A 19,133-nucleotide genomic window follows, 5' to 3' on the forward strand; every position below is an offset into this window, starting at 1 on the left:
ATCAGAACCCCATGGGCGGAGGTCCGCCAGGCCCGCGTGATGCAGAACTGGAAGCGGCAGCGGTCGCTTCGCCGGTGATAACGCGTTCATTTTCCGCAAGCCCCGACCTTATTTCCGCCGTTACCTTGTCATTGAGGCCAACTTCCACCTGTTTTTGAGCAATCGAGCCATCGGCAGCCATCACACGCACGGCATACTTGCCATCGGATGAAGCGCTGCCCAGCGCCGCGGAAGGCACGGTCAGAACATCACGCGCTTCGCCGAGAACGATATGAACTTCTGCGGTCATATATGTACGGAGTTTTCCATCAGGATTGGGAACGTTGAAAACGCCATTGTAATAGATCGCTTCCGATGAGGAACTGCTGGAACTAGAAGACGTGGATGTGGAGCTGGACGAGCTAAAGCTCGAATCGCTTCTTATCGATTCCGGTGCCGGTTCAATTGCGGCGAGCGTCGCCTCATATCGGGTCTGCGGCTCTCCCAGTACAGTGAAATAGACCGGCAGACCTGCCGTGACGCGCGTAATATCGGCCTCCGATATCTCGGTCCGCACCGTCATCGTGTCCAGTTGGCCGATGATGACGATGGTTGGCGCAGACTGCGTGGCATTCACGGTCTGGCCCTCCTGGCTGACAATCGAGAGAACTGTGCCATCGATTGGCGCCGTGATCTGCGTGTAACCGAGATTTGCCTCAGCCGTTTCCACGGCGACCTCCGCCTCCTCGATCTGCGCATCCAGCGCCTTGATCTGCGCATCGGTTACAGCAAGAGCAGCCGCAGCACTTTCAAGCTCCGAACGGGATGTCGTGTTCTTCGACGCCATGTCCTGCTGTCGCGCAAGGCTTTGCTGGTTGAGCGTGCGGGTCGCCTCTTTCTCCACGCGTTGCGCTTTCACATTCGCCAGCGCCGCCTGCGCGGTGCGCAAATTGTTTCGCTGCGTAACGGAGTCGATTTCAGCTACCAACTCACCTGCCTTCACGGTCTGGCCCAGCGAAACATTGACACCGGTGATACGACCGGAAACCTGCGCTCCAACGGCAACCAGACGCGATGGCTTCAAGGTGCCGGTGGCGAGAACCGTCTGCTCCACGCTACCGCGGCGCACCTCAGCCGTCATGACGTTCGGCGTTGCCGCACGCGAATAGCCAAGAGATACCCAGCCGCAGGCCCCGGCGGCGGCGATGGCCGCAAGCGTTATGATGATCCGCTTCATATTCATCGGCTGGGTGCTCGCCTGGACATCGCGCATCTTTGCGGCGACTTTTTTCTGTCTTTGACGGCGCAGCGCAAGCGCGGCTCTTCGGACTTTTGCGTCTGCGACGCAGCGGCAGACTTGGCAGATTTCTGGTCCGCATGAGCCACCGAAAGCATGAGGCTGACGCCAAAGGCGAAGGTAAGCACAGCGTAATAATAGCGCATCTTGTTTCCTAAAAAAGTTCGGGGGATCGCGGCAGACGATCCCCCTTCGGTTGTTCCCAACCGTACCCCTCCGGTGTTTGGGGGCAGACTTCGGAGGGGATTTCGTCCTAGCCCTTCGGACCGTTATCGCCGGGCTGGAAATCGTCATCGGACGGACCGGGACCGAAGTTCGGCCCATGCGGCGGCGGTGGCCTTCTCACAAGGTTGCGATCAAGTTCAACCAGCTTGTCGAGCTGCGCTGGCGAAAGGCTTGCCTTCAGAGAGGTGAGAGCATCCTGCAAGTGCTTGGCCTTCTCGGATTTCTCCAGAATAAGGCCAGCCAGCGCCTCACCGGGCAATTGCGGCTTGGCTTCCGGTTTCTTTGCATCTTGTCCAGCGGGAGGCGGAGGGGGTGCCGAAGGCTCTCCTGTGGGCGGCGGCGGAGGCGCAGCATCCGTTGACACGAGATCAAGAAGCGCCTCGGTATATGTGCGCCATACGGCAAGCTGGTCAGGCTTCACGCCAATGTAGATTTCGGCAGCGGCAAGCTTGCCTGCCAGATCGAAAACGGCAACTTCGTGCATCTTGCCCGCACGTGGACCACCGGGAAACGGAAACGATGGATCATGGTGCGGCCCGCCCAAATCTGCGGCGCCCTGAGGTCCTCTTGGTGGCTGGAGTGCGCCATCTTGCGACTGCGCCTGAACCATAACGACGGAGCCCAGCACGGTTGCGGCTGCAAGCGCGGTGGTGATCAAAGAGCGTTTCATCATCAAATCCTTCCATATTGGAACGACCTGACGATAGAGCGCCTACGTTTCCGGCATTGGTCACAATGTTTCCGCGATGTTTCCGGCCAGCGCGATTTTGTAACCGAATGTTTCCGTGCCGGTTCCGGCAAGGTTTCGTTGCAATTTTCAGCACGCGGCGCTTTTCGTCTTCTATATAGTGGGGATCGAAAGGTTGGTATTCATGACAGCAGCTTCCGCCACACATGTCCTTATCGTGGATGACGATGCAGAAATCCGCTTGCTTCTGGCCAAATATCTGGGCGGACAGGGTTTTCGCGTTTCCACTGCCGCCGACAGAAAGGAGTTCGAGCAGAAGCTCTCCGCCTCGCAGCCGGACCTGATCGTGCTGGACGTGATGCTGCCGGATGGCTCCGGGCTGGATATTTGCCGAAGCCTTCAGGACCGAAGACCGCGAACGCCTGTCATCCTTCTCACCGCTCTCAAGGAAGACGTCGACCGCATTGTCGGCCTTGAGATGGGGGCCGACGATTACCTCGGGAAGCCCTTCAACCCACGTGAATTGACCGCCCGCATCAAGGCCGTTCTGCGCCGCGCAGCCCCCGTTGTGCAACAGCAGCAGGATAGTCTCATCTACGCCTTTGCGGGCTTCAATGCCGACCCGGAACAGCGATCCGTCATTGGCGAAGATGGCAGCCAGATCGACCTTACGGGCGCCGAATTCGATCTGCTGAAGGTCTTTCTCGACAGGCCCGGTCGCCTGCTTTCCAGAGACCAGCTGCTGGACCTGACCCAGGGCAAAGACCGCGGTCCGTTCGATCGTTCCATCGACGTGTTGATGAGCAGGCTCCGCAAGAAGCTTGGCGATGATGGCGACGCCGCCCTTTTCAAGACGGTGCGAAATGGCGGTTACCAGATGACGGTGCCGGTTCAGGCTATTCCGGTGCAACGATGAATTCACTGCGAAACCGCATCGCGGCACTGCTTGTCATCTCCATCATTGCGGTTGTCGCCCTTGCCACCTTTACGGCAATGAAGACACTTCAACCGCCTTCGCCTGCCGCAACAATTGAACCGATTGCCCGGCAATTGGCCTTTGCCGTGAAGATCGCTGAAGCTGGCAATGACGCCGCCCTCGACGGCTATTACAAGCTGAGCCAGACCCCGCCGGAAGGGGAAAACGAGGAGATGCTCTCCCATTTTCTCGAGACCGCGCTTTCCAGCAACGGAACGCCTTATGTGGCAACGGTCGTGCGGCAGCCCGGTCGCGAAGCACCCACCGCTGCTATCGCCTTGGAACGCGGCGGTTGGCTTGAAACTGAAATTCCCAATCTCGGCCCGCCTTCCGGCGGGTGGAAATCCTTCGGCATGTGGATCGCGCTCATCGTTCTCGGCAGCGCCGTCGTCTCCATCGTGGCCGCAAGAAAGATGACCCGCCCCCTTGAGATTTTGGAAAGCGTGGCAGACCGTATCGGGCCTGATGGTGCGTTACCCGCACTGCCCGACGCGGGGCCCGCCGAAATCCGCACTACCGTCCGCGCCATCAACTCCTTGAGTACTCGCTTGAAGTCCGCCATGGAAAGCCGCATGCGCCTCGTCGCGGCTGCCGGTCACGATTTGCGGACACCAATGACGAGAATGCGGCTGCGGGCGGAATTTGTCGAAAACGACGAAGAGCGCGAGAAATGGCTGAACGATTTACAGGAACTGGATGCCATAGCCGACAGCGCCATCCTGCTGGTGCGCGAAGAGGTGACGAAAACAGCAGTGGAGCAGACAGACATCGTTCAGCTTCTACGGCAGATCGTAAAAGACCTTGAGCATATCGACCATGCAGGCCCGATAAGGCTCATAGTGCCTGAAGCTCCGCTTCTCATAAACGCAGCGCCGCTCGCCCTGAAACGCGCCCTGCAAAACCTCATCCTCAACGCCGCCACGCACGGAAAATCCGCCGAAGTCACAGTCAGCCGCCAATCCCACAAAGTTCACTTGAACATCACCGACCAAGGCCCAGGCATCCCCCCAGATCTGATAACCCGCGTCTTCGAACCCTTCTTCCGCGTAGACCCCGCCCGCCGAAAATCCGTCCCCGGCGCAGGCTTGGGGCTGGCTATCGCCAAGGAGATTATTGAGCGCTTTGGAGGAAAACTCGCCATCTCCAATAGAGATGAGGGAGGATTGCAGCAGATGGTTTGTTTCGAATTGGCGAAAAGCTGAGTGCGTGACCCGAAATTTTGCTGGATCGAAGATACCGCTACTTTTTATTTCGATCACTCAAGGATGCTTCGCCGTTGAAATGCGGCTTGAAAGCCTCAAGCGCTTTGACCAACATCGTGACGCTATAGCGATCTATCTGCTCCTTGTAGCTTGCAATCAGCCTATCCCTCTCCGCCATGACGGCAGGGGACGCGTAGAAGTCTTTCAGCTGCTTTAAGTCGTCTTCGGGCAGGGTCGACAAAACCCAAGTCAGTTGTGCCTTGGCTATCCCTCTTGAGACGTCTCTATCAAACCTTATTGGATTTCCCTCTCGCTGACGAAGCTCAGGTAAAATATCTTCCGCCAATCTTTTTGCTTCATTCCCGTCGAGGTGGGCTAATTCTTCCGGTTTTTCCGTAAAATAGATCTCTAAAGCCGCATTCATTGCCGCGCCAGCAACTGAATTTTCTGCGAAAAGTTCTGGAAGTGCGAAACTATCGGCAAGCGCCTCCAGCTCTTTCACCCTCTCTTCAGAAGCGACTTTCTCAGGTGTCGAAGTTTGTGTCCCCTGATTGGCAAGCTTGGCATTACTCTCCTTCAAAAGCTTTCCAATTGCTAAAAGCGCAGGCGAATCACAGTCACGACTACCAAATTTTTCAATCAACTTCTGTGATAATGCACTATCCCCAAACACCTCAGTAACGATAGGTCGCAATATTTTGTCTACTGTCGAAACATCTTTGCTCTTTTCTTTCGAAAAGTCCTGTTCCGCGTAACCAAGAAGAGTCGGGACATTGTCTGCTATCAGCTTTACGTTCTCAACTTCCAGCAAGCAGCTTGATTGAGCCTGCGTAGGCTCCAAAAACGCTAAAACCGCGACAGTAACACCAATCGGCCACATCGCCTCAATAGACAGAGCTCTACTACGCTTTCGATAAATTTGCATTACGCCAAAATTAAAATTTAAATACTACCTCAAAAGACGGATCGATAATCTACATATAATTGAATAATAATTCACATCACTAATTCTTAACTCCTTCGGCAAAAATTAATCTGAAATACTGATCAAGCGCTATTGACGTATTCTCGCTCAGAATATCCTTATAAGTCTTTTTCAACGCTTCCGTTTTCGCAATTCCAGTTGGGCTGGAGTAAAACATTTTCAACGTGTCTAATTGGTCATCCGAAAGCGTCGCCAGTGCATAGCTTAACTCGTTGCGTGCATATTCCTCAGTGATAACTCTAGAGTATGCACTCTGATTTACTTCCCGCTCCCGAAGATTGGCCAGAAAATTCGGTAAATCTGCCAAGAATTTTTTTTGATCTTCCTCATTAAGTTCATAGATGCCGGGATCACTCGATATTTTCAAAGCAACACCGACCGCCTGCTGAAACGAGGCGGCATCTGCCGCAAGCTTTGGTGAAGCCATCAAGTTTGCAACGTCATTGACTGTCTCTCTAGTCTTCGGGTTACCGAGCCGCGCTTGAATGCTTTTCCCCGCTACCTCATCTTTATCCGTGTATATTTTGTCAATTTGAGCGTAGCTCACGATTAGAGCGGACACAGCTTTGTCTAGGGCCTTAAAATTTTGATAATCGTTATCTGGCTGCTCAATTGCGGCCACTATAGTCCGCTTCATTTGCAAAAGGTCAAATTTTTGGCTTATCGCCTTCAGCATCAAAGGCTTTGTCTTCGCCACGTCTAGCTTGGTGCCCGCGGCTTCGATAGCAACGGAATTCTCCACCATTGCATTAATGTCTGCTAGACGTTGATCCAAACGCTCGGCTCTAATCACCACAGAATCGATTGTGTTGTTCGCTTGATCAGCAGATACATGCGAAGCAGTCAGCAGGATGACGCAAACAAGGCAGGCAAATGCGCATAGTTTCAGCAAACAAATCTTTTTGACGTGCGAGGTGAAATCATTAAACAGCATGGTAAGACCTAGATTACCTTGACATCAGTTAGTTCTTTCGGCCTAGCTTCAATAGAAAGGCGGTTTATGATTTGCTCGGCTTTTAGCAATTGCGCATTCCCCGTCGGATCAAAAAAACGTTCCACGGCGGATTGCTCAGGATAGAATGACGAATTCCCAGTCAACTTACTCAAAGTGTCAATGCGTTGCCGTATTTGAGAGCCCAAATTCTCATACTTCACCCGTTGGCCAATGTTTTTTGATGTGATCGGAATCCCTCCCGATTGAGGGCCTATTTCCCTAGGATAGTCAGTTGAAGATGGAAGCTGTGCAATCGGCGTCCTACTAAATTCTACATCCTGAAGAAGCATTGTGGTACTGGACGTTACGGATGCAAACTTAACCAATTTATCCGACTCTAACACCGCGTCCATGTAAAACAGCAATTCCATCTTCTGGGACAAGCGATTTTCATCCACGCGGCGGGCTTCTGGTGGGTTGCAGAATGGGGTCTTGCCGACAAGTTCCGCAATGTGGGTTTTGTTGGCGTCGCTGATGCTCGCGTCGTCTCGCACGCCTTGTACGAAATTATGCACGCAGATGTGGTTTACGTTGATGAAATCCTCCATCCGGGTGAGGAAGTTCAGCGCGGTAGGGGCGGAAGCAATCGCATCGCTGCTGGTCAACCCTTCGACCGCCGCTGTGACATGCTTACCTGCGAGCTTCTTTACTTCGTCAAGAACACCGCCCAAGGCGAACATCAGGACTTTGCTTTCGCTTACAGCGTGAAACGCGTTAAAGGTTGTGTTCAGATTTTGGTTGCAAATGACCCGAAGTGCCGCGCGGCCAGCTAACGTCCGCAACGAAGTCGTTGCGAAGACTGCCATCATTACACTTCCAGTCAAAATGGATGCGGACATGACGAACAGTTCCGCTGCCATCTTGTCGCGCGCGGCCTGCTCCTGCATCTTCTTGTTATAATTGTCTATGGCCAGATCATAAGCACGCACATAAGGGCTTGCTACGTTCAGCTGCCACTGGGATTTGTATTTGGGCAATTCGATGAGAATATTGTTCAAACGATCGGTCGCCAAAGACACGGTCTTCTCCATTGCTTGACTGAACTTAAGGTTACTGGTCTTACTCTATCAACATTCGTTACTTAAATACGCTTGCAGGGAAGCGACTGCTCGAGGGCAGCGAGTACCAAAATGGCTGCGTTTCCGTTCAATTGCTCCACCGATAGATCACCGAGATAGGTGTACACGCGGTCCTTAATCTCGTGCGGTGCAACTTCGCCCGCTCCGCACCATTTTCCGTGACTGGTGAAATCGGCCACGCCGGCAATGTAAAAGTTCGCCTTGGTTATGGATATAAGACGTCGCGCTTCTGAATCCGGCACCTCTGGGGCGTAGTTTCCTTCAATTGCACTCTTCAGTTCTGCACCAGAGATTATCCAAGTCCGCTCAGCGGATGCGGCCTCAGTGCTTGAAAGCAATATCATTGCCCACACGAGCGAAAGTAAAAGTCCGACATCTATGCGAGCCACCTTTGACTGAAGTGCCGAAACCATCACACATGTCCGAATTGGAACTGTCGAAAACCGTTGAACTCAAATTTCAACGACATCTCGGCGTCGAAAACTACCTCGAAGAAGTCGGCGCCGCCCCAGAAGGGCGGCACCGGAACTGCTTTAAGCAGCCTTCGTGGTCGACAGATCGTAAGAAGCGATCATTGGAGACTGCGGAGAGTTATTGTCATCAAATGGCGTGTACTTCACTTCCATCTTGGTGAAGTTCAGCTTGATGGTCTCAACCGGGCGGTCACCGCTGGAATCCACCGAGTAGCTGGCGATAAGCGTGTTCGTCAGCAGGTATTCGATGTAGGTGTTGCCCGGGTTGCCGGTGGTAACGAGGTGGATCGTTGCCTGCTTGCCCTGGCGGCCGGCGCAAGCTTCGCCAAACAGCTTGGTGGAGGACGAGTCACTGACCTTCGTGAGGATGACTTCCGAAATCGTCGGCTCGGTTGCCTCACGGTTTGCAGCGGCACCTGCAGACGTATTGATGTTGCGCGTCACGTTCCAGTGGATGGCTTCGATATCCATCCACTTGCGGTGTTCCTCATGGGTTGCATCACCCTGAATACCGTCCAACTGCAGATAAATCGGCATGCTGTAAGCTCCTATTTAAAAAATGACCTCTTGCTGCGAGGCCGCGTTACCTTTCAACCTGACGCCGCACCCGCCGGGAGGCCCCTTTGGATGCGACAACTTTATCCACTCCAGCAGCCTCTGCCGGAACGAATTCGTCTAATTCCCCAGCCGCTTCGGCACGAATGCCGAACCGATTCCCATCAAAATCGACAGTGACCCTGCCCACCTTTTCGCCAGCGATGACCTTTTCGAGGAAGAAGCTGGACAGGGGTGGAAGAAGATCCTTACCGATCATGATTTCGATTGCGCGAGCGCCGATATCGCTGGAGCCCGCTTTTGCCACCAGCGCCGCGCGCGCCGCTTCCGAGAGGCTGAGTTCCGCGCCATAAGTCGCGCTCACGCGTTCGCTGATCTTGCTAATCTGTATGTCCACGATTTTTGCCAGCTGTTCAGCACCAAGTGGCATGAAGGGCAAAATGATCGTGCGACCGAGAAATGCCGGTTTGAACTGCTTCGTCAGTTCGGGCATCAAAAGCGCTTCCAGCGCTTCACCTTCCGGCATGGTGTCCGGGTCTGCCGCAAGCGCGGACAGCAATTCGGAACCTGTATTCGCGGTCAGGAAAATCGTAGTGTTCTTGAAATCGACATCGCGGCCTTCGCCATCGCGAAGCACGCCCTTGTCGAAGACCTGATAGAAAATATCCTGAACACCGGGATGCGCCTTATCGATCTCATCCAGCAGCAGCACGCCGAAAGGACGGCGGCGCACGGCTTCGGTCAGCACACCGCCCTCCCCGTAACCCACATAGCCGGGAGGAGAACCGAGCAGCAGGGAAACCTTATGCTCTTCCTTGAACTCCGACATATTGATGGTGGTGAGATGGCTGTTGCCACCATAGAGAAGATCAGCAAGCGAGAGCGCCGTTTCCGTTTTGCCCGTGCCGGACATGCCGACGAGGAAGAATACGGCCGGAGGACGTCTTGGATCGGAGAGGCCAGCGCGCGCCGCGCGCATCGCATCTGCAATTCGTCCAATCGCCAGATCCTGACCGATCACCCGCTGCTTCATCCGGTCATCGAGGGTGCGCGCGCTTTCGATTTGATCTGCAAGGAGCTTACCAAGCGGAATGCCGGTCCAGCGAGATACGACAGAGGCGATAACTTCCCGATCAACCACCGTTGGCACCAGCTTCTCAGATGCATCGGGTCGCGGCGAAGCAAGACGCAAAGGCGCGACGTTAGACGGCTGTTCTTCAGCCTCTTCGGAAGCCTGTAACTCGCTCAGCTCCGCATCATAACGAGCCTGCAATTCCTGTTCCTGCACATCAAGCGCAGCCAGCTCTTCTTCGATTGCAGCGATACGCGCATTCAACTCATCATCCGTAGGTTCGCGCTTCAGCCATTCCAGTTCAACGGAAAGCAGACGGCGTTCGCTGGTGATGTTGCGAAGCTTCTCCGGTAGCGTCTGCCGAGCAAGCGAAACCGCCGCGGCGGCTGTGTCCAAAAGACTGACCGCCTTGTCCGGAAGCTGACGCGCGGGCATATAGCGGGCCGAAAGCTGTACGGCGGCTATAATAGCGTCATCGCGAACGACAACATTGTGATGCTTGATGAAACTGTCCGCAACGCCTCTGAGCATGCGGATCGCGGTTGCCTCATCCGGCTCGCGCACGTGAACGGGCTGAAAACGACGCGTCAGAGCCGCATCCTTCTCAAAGTATTTCTTGTATTCGCTCCACGTGGTGGCAGCGACTGTTCTCACCTCGCCGCGCGCTAGCGCTGGCTTCAGGATATTCGCAGCATCACCCTGACCAGCGGCACCGCCAGCGCCAATCAGCCCATGAGCTTCATCGATGAAAAGAATGATGGGTTCTGCCGATTTCTTGACGGCATCGATGACACCGTGCAGACGACGCTCGAACTCGCCCTTCACACCCGCGCCAGCCTGAAGCAGCGAAAGATCGAGCGTGAGCAGCCGAACATTCCTCAGCTTTTCCGGCACGTTGCCCGATACGATTTCGAGAGCAAGTGCTTCGGCCACTGCGGTTTTACCCACACCGGCTTCACCGACAAGGATAGGATTGTTCTGGCGACGGCGCGTCAGAATATCCACCATCTGCCGCAACTCGTCGTCACGTCCGATAACCGGATCGATCTTTCCGGCCCGCGCATCGGCGGTCATATCCTGCGTGTAAAGGCGCAGAAAATCGTTTTGGTCTGAAGGCTGCACGCTCCCGCTATCGAGAAGTCCTGCGTCCCGCGCGTCGCCGTTCGCGGCAGTACTGCGCAAACGCTCAAGCGCGTTGCGGTCCATGTTCTTCAATGATGGGAACACTGAGCGAACCAGCGAGCGCAAGGACGCTTCCTCATCCAAAGCCAGAAGCAAATCTGCAAGCACAACGCGGTTTCGACCTGCTTCCAGTGACGCAAGCAACCAAGCCTCACGACCGGCAGACAGAACGTTTTGCGAGAGAGAAAGATCTTCCCCGTCGCCAACGATAGCCTCGCCAAGACTGCGATCGATTTCCGACTGAAATACCGCGAGTGGAATTTTCAGCTCATCGAAGACAGCAACAAATTTTCCAGAATCTACAACCGATTTCAGCCAGTGAGGCACATCCACATATCGGTGGCCCATCCGTACTGCAACCGAAGCCGCAGCTTCGAGAGCAACACGCAAGTCAGGCTCAAGCGCTTCTATGAGGCGATTGAGATCGATATGCGACATGCGAAGAGCCTCCTGCCCTGGTTCATTCCACAACGTTGCGTAGCATAACTAAGATGATGAAACTCACTTGTCCAGCCAAAAGTTGATTTTTTATTTCGCGAGCTTAGTTGACAGTCGCCACACTTTAGACACATTTAGAATAAGTCTGTTTATTGAATAACCTTACGTAACGGAAGTAACCGTCATAAAAGTATTATCTTTTTCGGAGGAAAGACTGCCTTTGGACGCGACATTTGTCAAAACAAAGATAGAATATTCGGGCGATTGCGGAGAAAATATTCGAAGCAATGCAAGAACTCGCGAACTATATTACAGAATTAAGGATGAAAGAAACCAGGCTAGAGCAGAGGAACGCACTGTATCGCCGCAGGAAGTTCTAAAGGTTTCCAACAATTGGGATAGTGTCAGCAATCTCGGATTGCAAATTATATATTCCGAGAGCAAGGACATCGAAATATTGGCGTGGCTGGCAGAGGCCAAGTTAAGGCTGGATGGCTTTCCCGGCCTGCGTGAAGTTTATGAGTTATGCGATGATATTTTTCACAACCATTGGGAAAATATTCATTCCATAGACGACGATAGTGAAGAAGATAAATTTGCACCTTTCGCGGGTCTGAACGGTATTGGCAGTGAGGGAACGCTGGTTCAGCCGCTCCGCCTCACCTCTCTGATCCCCGGACGCAAGTTCGGCGAGGACAGTCTTTGGGACTTTCAGCTGGCGCAGCGTCCAAATGAGAGCAAGCGGAAGGAAGAAATCTATCGCGCCGCCTCCGAAGCAGGAGTAGCGGCCATGTCCGCGCATCTTGCGGAGGTCAATGCATGCCTCTCGATCTTTGACCGGTTGATGGCCTTGCTGACGGAACGCTGCGGCCAGTTTGCGCCGCCCAGCTCCAACATTCGCAACGTGCTGATCGAAGCGGCAGCGGCCATTCGCGCTCTTGGCGGGCGGGAGCCGGAGGGTGTTCAGCCGAGTGAAACGCCTGCTGTTTCCACAGATGAAGGCACAGTTCAGATGGCGGCAACAACACCTTCCGTTTCCCTCAACCCAGAGGGAATAAACTCTCGTGATGAAGCGTTTGAAACTCTTCTTACGGTTGCGCGTTATTTCCGTCGTACTGAACCGCATTCACCGATTTCATTGGCTATCGAAACATTGGTTCGCAGGGGGCGCATGGATTTTTCGGAACTGCTTGCCGAGCTTCTGCCCGAAGCTCAGGCCCGCAATGCCGTACTGACAGCGGCGGGCATCAAGCCCGGCGGAGAGAACAACGGAAACTAATGAACGGAGTGCCAAGGCTGCATTCCACAACATTCAACCATGCGAAAGCGCATGAAGGAGGTTTAGATGGCAAGTGTACATGAGAAGCTGGAGCGGGTTCGCAAGCCTCGCGTTCACATCAAATACGAAGTCGAAACGGAAGGCGCGATGGTCGTCAAGGAACTGCCCTTCGTGGTTGGCGTTCTGGGCGATTTTTCCGGCAACCCCACGCAGCCGCTGAAGCCTTTCGGCGAGCGCAAGTTCGTGCAGGTGGATCGCGACAATTTCGATGAAGTCATGCGCCGCATGACGCCGGGTCTCAATATTGCCGTTCCCAACACGCTGCAAAATGACGGGACAGACATTCAGGTAAACCTGAAATTCGAGAGCATGGAAGATTTCGAGCCCGGCTCGGTCGTTCAGCAGGTGCCGGCGCTGAAGGCGCTTTTGGATGCGCGCAACGAACTGCGTGACCTTCTCTCCAAGGCAGACCGCTCGGAAGATCTGGAGCGCATGTTGGAAGACATTCTGCAAAACAAGACGGATCTCGCAAAGCTGGTTTCCGAACTGAAAGACAAGAACGGCGCTGGCGAGTAATCGCGCCGCCACCAAGAAGTTTCAAGCGCCCCGGCACCGGGGCTTTAAACGGTTCTAGCGGCAAGAAACAGCCGCATGTGGAAGGATTGAAACATGAGCGCCGAAAGCCTGCTGAAAAACGATGCACAGGCCACAACCGCCGAAGATCAGGGCCTGCTGTCCAAGGTGGTCGCTGCCACTCGCCAGACCGAACCGGACCGCGCACAAAATCTGCTGCGCACCCTGACGGATCAGGCGTTGAAGGGAACGGTCAAATACGACCGGAACCTGACGGTCACTCTAAACCGCGCCATCGCGGATCTGGACAAGACGATTTCGGAACAGCTGGCTGCCATCATGCAGTCACCCGAATTCGCCAAGCTGGAAGGCACGTGGCGCGGCTTGAACTATCTCGTCAAGAACTCCGAGACGAGCGTGAACCTCAAGATTCGCGTGATGAATGCGAGCAAGAGGGAAATCGGTCGCGATCTGGAAAAGGCCGTGGAATTCGACCAGTCCCGTCTGTTCAAGTCGATCTATGAAGATGAATTCGGCACGCCCGGCGGTGAGCCTATCGGCGCGATCATCGGCGACTATGAGTTCGACAACTCGTTTGACGACGTGCAGATGCTGCAGGGCGTTTCGGCAATCGCGGCAGCAGCCTTCGCGCCCTTCATCTCGGCAGCAAGTCCCCGCATGTTCGGCTTCGAAGATTATCGCGATCTCGCCCGTCCGCGCGATCTGGAGAAGATTTTCGACACCGTGGAATATGCAAAGTGGCGCAGCTTCCGCGAAAGCGACGATTCCCGCTTCGTCACCCTTGCGCTGCCCCGCGTGCTGGCACGCATGCCATACGGACCGAAGACAAATCCGGTGGATGAGTTCGGTTATGACGAGACAAAGGGTGCGCCGAATGGCGATCTCCAGCACGACGAATATTGCTGGATGAACGCTGCTTACGTGATGGGCACGAAGCTTACCGACGCCTTTGCGAAGAACGGCTGGTGCACGGCAATTCGCGGTGCGGAAAATGGTGGCAAGGTGGAAAACCTGCCGATGCACGTCTTCTCCAGCGATGATGGCGATCTGGATCTGAAATGCCCGACGGAAGTCGGCATTACCGACCGTCGCGATGCGGAACTTGGTAAGCTCGGCTTCCTGCCGCTTTGCCATTATAAGAACACCGACTATGCCGTGTTCTTCGGCGCGCAGACGGCACATAAGCCGAAGCTTTATGACCGTCCGGAAGCGACGGCCAATGCCGCCGTTTCGGCCCGCCTGCCTTACATCATGGCCACATCCCGTTTCGCCCACTACCTGAAGGTCATGGGCCGCGACAAGATCGGCTCCTTCATGGAAGCGTCCGATTGCGAAGTCTGGCTGAACCGCTGGATCGCCAACTACGTCAATGCCAATGACGAAGCGGGTGAAGAAAGCCGCGCCAAATATCCGCTGCGTGAGGCAAAGGTCACGGTTCAGGAAGTTCCGGGTAAGCCAGGCGCCTATAACGCCGTGGCATGGATGCGCCCATGGCTGCAGATGGAAGAACTGACGACCTCGCTTCGCATGGTCGCCCGCATTCCATCCAAGAACTAAGTCGCACGGGACGGATGCTACCATCCGTCCCGCCCCTCACCCCGGAGCAATTCCATGGCGCAAAAGTCCTTCACGGACGCCCGCAGTCTGATCGATCAGCTCATCGCATCAATCGACGATGCGCTGAACGAGCAGGTGAATGCTATTTTGCACCAGCCTGATTTTCAGGCGATGGAAGCGAGATGGCGCGGGCTTGCCATGGTTGTGCGGGAGGCTTCCCGCAGCGCGGAAGTGAAGGTGAAACTGCTCAATGCAAGCTGGCGCGATCTGGCGCGCAATTTGGAAAAAGCGACTGATTTCGACCAGAGCCAGCTCTTCGAGATCATCTACAGCCGTGAATTCGGCATGCCCGGCGGCGAGCCCATCGGGCTCATGATCGGCGACTACACGTTCTCACCAGACGACATGGATGGCGTGGATTCCATTACCGCGCTTTCGCAGATAGGCATGGTCGCCGCTGCCGCCTTCTGCCCTTTCATTGCGGCTGCATCGCCCGAGGCCGTGGGCTTGCAGGACTTCGGCGAGATGAGCCGCGTCCATGATTTTTCGTGGCTGAAGCAGGAAAAATCCCGCCTGAGGTGGAACGCGTTGCGCGCCCGTGACGACTCCCGCTTCCTGGGGCTGGTAGCGCCGCGCATCCTGCTGCGCTCGCCCTACCGTCCCTATTCCCGTCGTCGTGACGATGCGTTTCCATTTCGCGAACATGTCGCCGAGAGCGGAGAAACCCTGCTCTGGGGCAACCCCGCTTTTGCATTCGGAACGGTCGTCGTCAGAAACTTCATCGATAGCGGCTGGTTCGCCGATATTCGTGGCGTGACGCAGGATGCGGTCGATGGCGGCATGCTTTCGCCCTATCAATTGCCGCCGCTCGATCTCGGGATCGAGAGCAACGGCCTTTCCGCCCAGCCACCTGTCGAGGTGCAGTTGACGACGGGTCAGGAACAGCAGTTTTCCGATCTGGGCATCGTTCCGCTCTCAACGACCTATCTTTCCAGCATGGCGATCTTCAACGCCAATCAGTCGCTGCATGCGCCGGGGCATTATTCCAGCGAAAGCGCGCGCCAGAACGCGCGTCTGGCAGCAATGCTGCAATATGTGCTCTGCGCTTCGCGATTCTCGCACTATCTCAAGGTCATCATGCGCGATGATATCGGCCAGTTGAGCGATGCCTCTACCATCGAGCGCAAGCTGGAAAGCTGGCTGTCATCCTACACGCTCGGCAATGATGACGCTGAAACGACACTTCGCACGCGCTACCCGCTGCGTTCCGCCGGCATCAGCGTCTTTGAAATTCCCGGCAAACCGGGCAGCTTTTCCTGTACCGTCCGTCTCCAGCCTCATTTTCAGCTGGATGATGTTTCGACCAGTTTTCACCTCATCGCCGAAACGACGACGCCGTCCGCGTCACTGTCGCGTAGCTCGGCTGAGCCTCAAAGGATATCCGCATGACCCTGCGCGCCGAAATTTCCCAGCTTCTGGACGAAAACCAGATCGACACCGCGCTTAACCTCGCCAGGGATCACGTCAAATCCGCGCCCTCCGACAAGGAGGCCCGGCATCTCTATATCGATCTTTTGATCCTCTCACGGGAATATGAGAAGGCCGATGCCCAGTGCAATCTCGCCGCGACCTTCTCGCCGCAGGACAGCGTCGGCTTCTCCCTGTTGCGCCAGCAATTACGGGCCATGGCAGCACGCGATGCCTGGTTCGAGAAGGATGCAGTGCCGGAATTTCCCGGTGGCCCATCCGAGTTGGATCAACTGGCGATCAAGGCCAATATTGCTGCGCGCGAAGGCAATATCATCGACGCTGCCAATGCGCTCAGCGAACTGGATGAAAAGCGCGGCGATATCTCCATTACCTTCAACGGCAAGAGTGCAAGCGATATTCGCGATCTGGACGACCGCGTTCCACATGCGCTGGAAGTGCTTACCAATGGCGGACGGTATTTGTGGATCGATTACGGGCGGATAGAAAGCCTGACGATTGGACCGATGACCCGCCCGCGAGACCTCGCATACCGCGATGCGGAGCTTACGCTGAAGGACGGTGCCGTCGCATCGGTTCTGGTCCCAGCTATCTACCACGGCCCGGACAAAGCAGCAGTCCTGCTGCTTGGCCGTGAAACACGGTGGGATGAGGACAGCGGACCGCTCGTGACCGGCCAAGGTCAACGTTGCCTGCTGATAGGTGACGATCTTGTGCCGTTCCACGAAATCGCCAGCCTGACCGCGTCCTCCGAGACTGATGAAAGGCAGATTGCGCGTGGTTGATCCGCTAGAGCAATATCGGCCAAAGCAAAGAACCCTGTCCCGCTCCGTGCTGGACCGGCTGCTTGATGACGCACCGGATATGGATAGCGATCCGCTGCTGAGCCTGTCCGATCAGGTGCGGGAAATGCGGGAACTGATCCGTCGGGATTTGGAGGCGCTGCTTAACACACGTCGCAACCCTGCCGGTCCGCCTGCCATTCTGAAGGAGCTTACCGACGCGCTGGTCTGCTACGGCGTGGATGGCGTTCTTTCGGCAAATCTCGTGACCGACGCATCCAAGGAGAAGCTTGCGCAAAATATCGAGCGGCGCATTTCCATGTTCGAAACGCGCCTGTCCGACGTGCGGGTGACGATCCTAAAGAACCGTATCGACGGCGACCGCGCGCTGAGAATGCGCATACTCGCGACGTTCCGTCTGCATGAAGGCATGCCGCCGATCAGCTTCGAGTCCAAGATCGATCCATCCACCCAGCGCTTCCTTGTGGAGTCCGCCAATGGCTGATGGTTTCCTCGAGAAATATAATGACGAGCTTTACGCGCTGAGAAAGCGCGCTTCACGCTTCGCAGCCGCGTTCCCCAAGATCGCGGGACGCCTGCGCATGACCGGCGATGTGGCGGATGATCCGCATGTGGAGCGCCTGATCCAGAGCTTTGCCTATTCCGCCGCCCGCGTTAGACAAAAGCTGGATGACGAATTTCCGGAACTTTCCGACAGCCTGCTCGAAACGCTCTATCCGCATTATCTCGCCCCGCTGCCGTCGATGAGTGTCGCGCATTTCGAGCCGAGTCCAGCGCTCGCGACAGTTCAGACTCTTGAGCGACACAGCGAAATTCTGGCAGAGCCTATCGCTGGAGAAAGCTGCCGTTTCCGCACCACGCAGGATGTGGACGTCGTGCCTTTGGAGATTTCCGGCGCGATGCTTTCAGGCCAACCAATCGATGCACCTTTTTCATCCGCATCCGCCGGTGCCGCAAGCTGCCTGCGCCTTTCTCTGCGCAGCACATCACCCAGACCTTCGACATTCCAGGATATGGGGCTGAAAAAGCTCCAGATATTCATTTCTTCGGCATGGCAACAGGCAACGGCACTTTATGAACTGCTGGCCAATCACTGCGTCGGCATGGCGCTGGCGCAGCATTCGGAAGATCGGAATGCAGTTTTCCTGCCCGCCTCCAATCTCAAGCCATCGGGCTTTTCGCGGGATCAGGCGATGCTTCCCTACCCGGCCAACAGCTTCGATGGCTACAGGCTGCTGACCGAATTCTTCGCGCTGCCGCAAAAATTTCTCTTCCTCGATATCGAAGGGCTGGACCGCTGGGCAGGCGGCGATTGCGAGCTTTATATCTACCTGAAAGCCGCCGATACGCGGTTGGAACGGATGGTGTCGGCCAAGGATTTCGTGCTGAACGCATCGCCCGTCATCAATCTCTTCCAGCAGAGCTGCGAGCCCCTGAGCCTCGATGGTACCCGCACGGAATATCGCCTCTTGCCGGATGCGCGGCGCCAGCGCACGCGCGAGATTTATGCTGTCGAGAATGTTCAGTTGACAACGCGGGATGGCCAGATGGAGAAGACCTCTCCCTTCTTCGGTCGTACCCAGCGAAACAACGGTTCGAACGTCTTCTGGCAGACCTATCGTCGCTTCGATGAGGATGACGGTTCGTCGGACACCGACATCGCCTTCGTGGACGAAAAGCGCGGGCCACTCGGGCCGCTGGATATCGTTGCCAGCGTCGATACGCTGTGCATCAACCGTGAGCTTCCCAGCCAGTTGCCTTTCGGCGGCGGGCATCCATATCTGCAACTTTCCAAGGGCAACGAGGCCGTACAATCGATCCAGGCGCTGATGCCGCCGACACCGGGCGTGCGCATGAATGAGCGCACCGCGCGGGAATGGCGGCTGATCTCGCATCTCCTGCTCAACCATCTCTCGCTGTTCGATAATGGCGGCGCACCGCTGAAGGACATTCTGTCGCTCTACGCCTTCCGGGATTCGCCCGAAACGCGCCAATTGGTCGATGCGATTGCCAATGTGGAAGCGCGCAATTCCCACGCGCGCATCGGCTCCGCCATGGTGCCGGGAACGGATGTGACGCTGGAATTCGATCCATCGCTGATCGACAGGCCCGCGGCTTACGTCTTCGCAGGAGTGCTGAACCACTTCTTCGGTCTTTACACCTCCATCAACAGCTTCACGCGCCTGACCGTTACGATGCGTGGCCACTCCGAGCCGATTGCCCGGTGGCCCGCACGCGCGGCAGACCGCCCACTGCTTTAGGAGCGC

17 protein-coding genes are annotated in these 19,133 nt (G+C 55.7%); 9 read left to right on the top strand and 8 right to left on the bottom strand.

Annotation, left to right across the window (positions count from 1 at the left end; all coding sequences use genetic code 11):
- Nucleotide 1: 1 nt before the first annotated feature.
- Both CFBP5473_RS15330 and CFBP5473_RS15335 read right to left on the bottom strand, forming a co-directional pair.
- On the bottom strand, nucleotides 2–1,222 hold the full coding sequence (locus CFBP5473_RS15330; RefSeq protein WP_027675292.1) for an efflux RND transporter periplasmic adaptor subunit: 1,221 nt from the start codon (nucleotides 1,220–1,222) through the stop codon (nucleotides 2–4).
- A 307-nt stretch (nucleotides 1,223–1,529) separates the two neighbouring features.
- Nucleotides 1,530–2,174, bottom strand: a complete 645-nt coding sequence (locus tag CFBP5473_RS15335; RefSeq protein ID WP_051441263.1) for a hypothetical protein — start codon at nucleotides 2,172–2,174, stop codon at nucleotides 1,530–1,532.
- 199 nt (nucleotides 2,175–2,373) lie between these two features.
- On the opposite strand from CFBP5473_RS15335, the gene CFBP5473_RS15340 reads away from it, so the two are divergent.
- Both CFBP5473_RS15340 and CFBP5473_RS15345 read left to right on the top strand, forming a co-directional pair.
- The gene (locus CFBP5473_RS15340) at nucleotides 2,374–3,105 is read left to right on the top strand and encodes a response regulator (protein WP_027675290.1); all 732 of its coding nucleotides are present in this window, start codon (nucleotides 2,374–2,376) and stop codon (nucleotides 3,103–3,105) included.
- Nucleotides 3,102–4,367, top strand: coding sequence for an ATP-binding protein (locus CFBP5473_RS15345; RefSeq protein ID WP_027675289.1), 1,266 nt, complete (start codon nucleotides 3,102–3,104; stop codon nucleotides 4,365–4,367). The genes CFBP5473_RS15340 and CFBP5473_RS15345 overlap by 4 nt, the downstream gene beginning before the upstream one ends.
- A gap of 37 nt (nucleotides 4,368–4,404) precedes the next feature.
- Here the strand turns inward: CFBP5473_RS15345 and CFBP5473_RS15350 are convergent, their stop codons facing one another.
- The 6 genes from CFBP5473_RS15350 to tssH all read right to left on the bottom strand — a co-directional run bounded on the left by CFBP5473_RS15350 (nucleotide 4,405) and on the right by tssH (nucleotide 11,145).
- Nucleotides 4,405–5,247, bottom strand: coding sequence for a hypothetical protein (locus tag CFBP5473_RS15350; protein ID WP_136954388.1), 843 nt, complete (start codon nucleotides 5,245–5,247; stop codon nucleotides 4,405–4,407).
- Nucleotides 5,248–5,371: 124 nt separating this feature from the next.
- Nucleotides 5,372–6,286 (bottom strand): hypothetical protein, encoded by a 915-nt coding sequence (locus CFBP5473_RS15355; protein ID WP_027675287.1) that lies wholly within the window; start codon nucleotides 6,284–6,286, stop codon nucleotides 5,372–5,374.
- An 8-nt stretch (nucleotides 6,287–6,294) separates the two neighbouring features.
- The gene (locus CFBP5473_RS15360; RefSeq protein WP_027675286.1) at nucleotides 6,295–7,365 is read right to left on the bottom strand and encodes a hypothetical protein; all 1,071 of its coding nucleotides are present in this window, start codon (nucleotides 7,363–7,365) and stop codon (nucleotides 6,295–6,297) included.
- Between the two features lie 62 nt (nucleotides 7,366–7,427).
- Nucleotides 7,428–7,838 carry a Rap1a/Tai family immunity protein gene (locus tag CFBP5473_RS15365; RefSeq protein ID WP_084631637.1) on the bottom strand — a complete coding sequence of 137 codons (411 nt, stop codon included), beginning with the start codon at nucleotides 7,836–7,838 and terminating at the stop codon, nucleotides 7,428–7,430.
- Nucleotides 7,839–7,958: 120 nt separating this feature from the next.
- A complete protein-coding gene (locus CFBP5473_RS15370) occupies nucleotides 7,959–8,435 on the bottom strand; it encodes an Hcp family type VI secretion system effector (protein ID WP_027675284.1) in 477 nt (158 codons plus the stop codon).
- 46 nt (nucleotides 8,436–8,481) lie between these two features.
- Nucleotides 8,482–11,145, bottom strand: a complete 2,664-nt coding sequence (gene tssH, locus CFBP5473_RS15375) for a type VI secretion system ATPase TssH (RefSeq protein ID WP_027675283.1) — start codon at nucleotides 11,143–11,145, stop codon at nucleotides 8,482–8,484.
- Nucleotides 11,146–11,365: 220 nt separating this feature from the next.
- Between tssH and tssA the strand changes: the two genes are divergently transcribed.
- The 7 genes from tssA to tssF all read left to right on the top strand — a co-directional run bounded on the left by tssA (nucleotide 11,366) and on the right by tssF (nucleotide 19,127).
- Complete coding sequence (gene tssA, locus CFBP5473_RS15380; RefSeq protein ID WP_234881833.1) at nucleotides 11,366–12,424, top strand: type VI secretion system protein TssA; 1,059 nt, start codon at nucleotides 11,366–11,368, stop codon at nucleotides 12,422–12,424.
- A gap of 66 nt (nucleotides 12,425–12,490) precedes the next feature.
- Nucleotides 12,491–13,000 (top strand): type VI secretion system contractile sheath small subunit, encoded by a 510-nt coding sequence (gene tssB, locus CFBP5473_RS15385; RefSeq protein WP_027675281.1) that lies wholly within the window; start codon nucleotides 12,491–12,493, stop codon nucleotides 12,998–13,000.
- A gap of 93 nt (nucleotides 13,001–13,093) precedes the next feature.
- Entirely contained in the window at nucleotides 13,094–14,575 is a 1,482-nt protein-coding gene (tssC, locus tag CFBP5473_RS15390; RefSeq protein ID WP_027675280.1) for a type VI secretion system contractile sheath large subunit, read from the top strand.
- 54 nt (nucleotides 14,576–14,629) lie between these two features.
- Complete coding sequence (gene tssC / locus CFBP5473_RS15395; RefSeq protein ID WP_027675279.1) at nucleotides 14,630–16,024, top strand: type VI secretion system contractile sheath large subunit; 1,395 nt, start codon at nucleotides 14,630–14,632, stop codon at nucleotides 16,022–16,024.
- Nucleotides 16,021–16,848 carry a type VI secretion system accessory protein TagJ gene (locus tag CFBP5473_RS15400; protein ID WP_027675278.1) on the top strand — a complete coding sequence of 276 codons (828 nt, stop codon included), beginning with the start codon at nucleotides 16,021–16,023 and terminating at the stop codon, nucleotides 16,846–16,848. Before tssC (CFBP5473_RS15395) ends, CFBP5473_RS15400 begins: the two co-directional genes overlap by 4 nt.
- Nucleotides 16,841–17,350 (top strand): type VI secretion system baseplate subunit TssE, encoded by a 510-nt coding sequence (tssE, locus tag CFBP5473_RS15405; RefSeq protein ID WP_027675277.1) that lies wholly within the window; start codon nucleotides 16,841–16,843, stop codon nucleotides 17,348–17,350. Before CFBP5473_RS15400 ends, tssE begins: the two co-directional genes overlap by 8 nt.
- Nucleotides 17,343–19,127 carry a type VI secretion system baseplate subunit TssF gene (gene tssF / locus CFBP5473_RS15410; RefSeq protein WP_027675276.1) on the top strand — a complete coding sequence of 595 codons (1,785 nt, stop codon included), beginning with the start codon at nucleotides 17,343–17,345 and terminating at the stop codon, nucleotides 19,125–19,127. The genes tssE and tssF overlap by 8 nt, the downstream gene beginning before the upstream one ends.
- Nucleotides 19,128–19,133 lie beyond the last annotated feature (6 nt).

It is taken from the genome of Agrobacterium larrymoorei (assembly GCF_005145045.1).
GTDB classification, from domain to species: Bacteria; Pseudomonadota; Alphaproteobacteria; order Rhizobiales; family Rhizobiaceae; genus Agrobacterium; species Agrobacterium larrymoorei.

Bases quoted from the DNA above. Each gene is read 5' to 3' on its own strand.
- tssC (WP_027675279.1), top strand. From the start codon at position 14,630: ATGGCGCAAAAGTCCTTCACGGACGCCCGCAGTCTGATCGATCAGCTC.
- tssB (WP_027675281.1), top strand. From the start codon at position 12,491: ATGGCAAGTGTACATGAGAAGCTGGAGCGGGTTCGCAAGCCTCGCGTT.
- tssF (WP_027675276.1), top strand. From the start codon at position 17,343: ATGGCTGATGGTTTCCTCGAGAAATATAATGACGAGCTTTACGCGCTG.
- CFBP5473_RS15350 (WP_136954388.1), bottom strand. From the start codon at position 5,247: ATGTGGCCGATTGGTGTTACTGTCGCGGTTTTAGCGTTTTTGGAGCCT.
- CFBP5473_RS15345 (WP_027675289.1), top strand. From the start codon at position 3,102: ATGAATTCACTGCGAAACCGCATCGCGGCACTGCTTGTCATCTCCATC.
- tssH (WP_027675283.1), bottom strand. From the start codon at position 11,145: ATGTCGCATATCGATCTCAATCGCCTCATAGAAGCGCTTGAGCCTGAC.
- tssC (WP_027675280.1), top strand. From the start codon at position 13,094: ATGAGCGCCGAAAGCCTGCTGAAAAACGATGCACAGGCCACAACCGCC.
- CFBP5473_RS15340 (WP_027675290.1), top strand. From the start codon at position 2,374: ATGACAGCAGCTTCCGCCACACATGTCCTTATCGTGGATGACGATGCA.
- CFBP5473_RS15355 (WP_027675287.1), bottom strand. From the start codon at position 6,286: ATGCTGTTTAATGATTTCACCTCGCACGTCAAAAAGATTTGTTTGCTG.
- CFBP5473_RS15330 (WP_027675292.1), bottom strand. From the start codon at position 1,222: ATGAATATGAAGCGGATCATCATAACGCTTGCGGCCATCGCCGCCGCC.
- CFBP5473_RS15370 (WP_027675284.1), bottom strand. From the start codon at position 8,435: ATGCCGATTTATCTGCAGTTGGACGGTATTCAGGGTGATGCAACCCAT.
- CFBP5473_RS15400 (WP_027675278.1), top strand. From the start codon at position 16,021: ATGACCCTGCGCGCCGAAATTTCCCAGCTTCTGGACGAAAACCAGATC.
- CFBP5473_RS15335 (WP_051441263.1), bottom strand. From the start codon at position 2,174: ATGATGAAACGCTCTTTGATCACCACCGCGCTTGCAGCCGCAACCGTG.
- CFBP5473_RS15365 (WP_084631637.1), bottom strand. From the start codon at position 7,838: ATGGTTTCGGCACTTCAGTCAAAGGTGGCTCGCATAGATGTCGGACTT.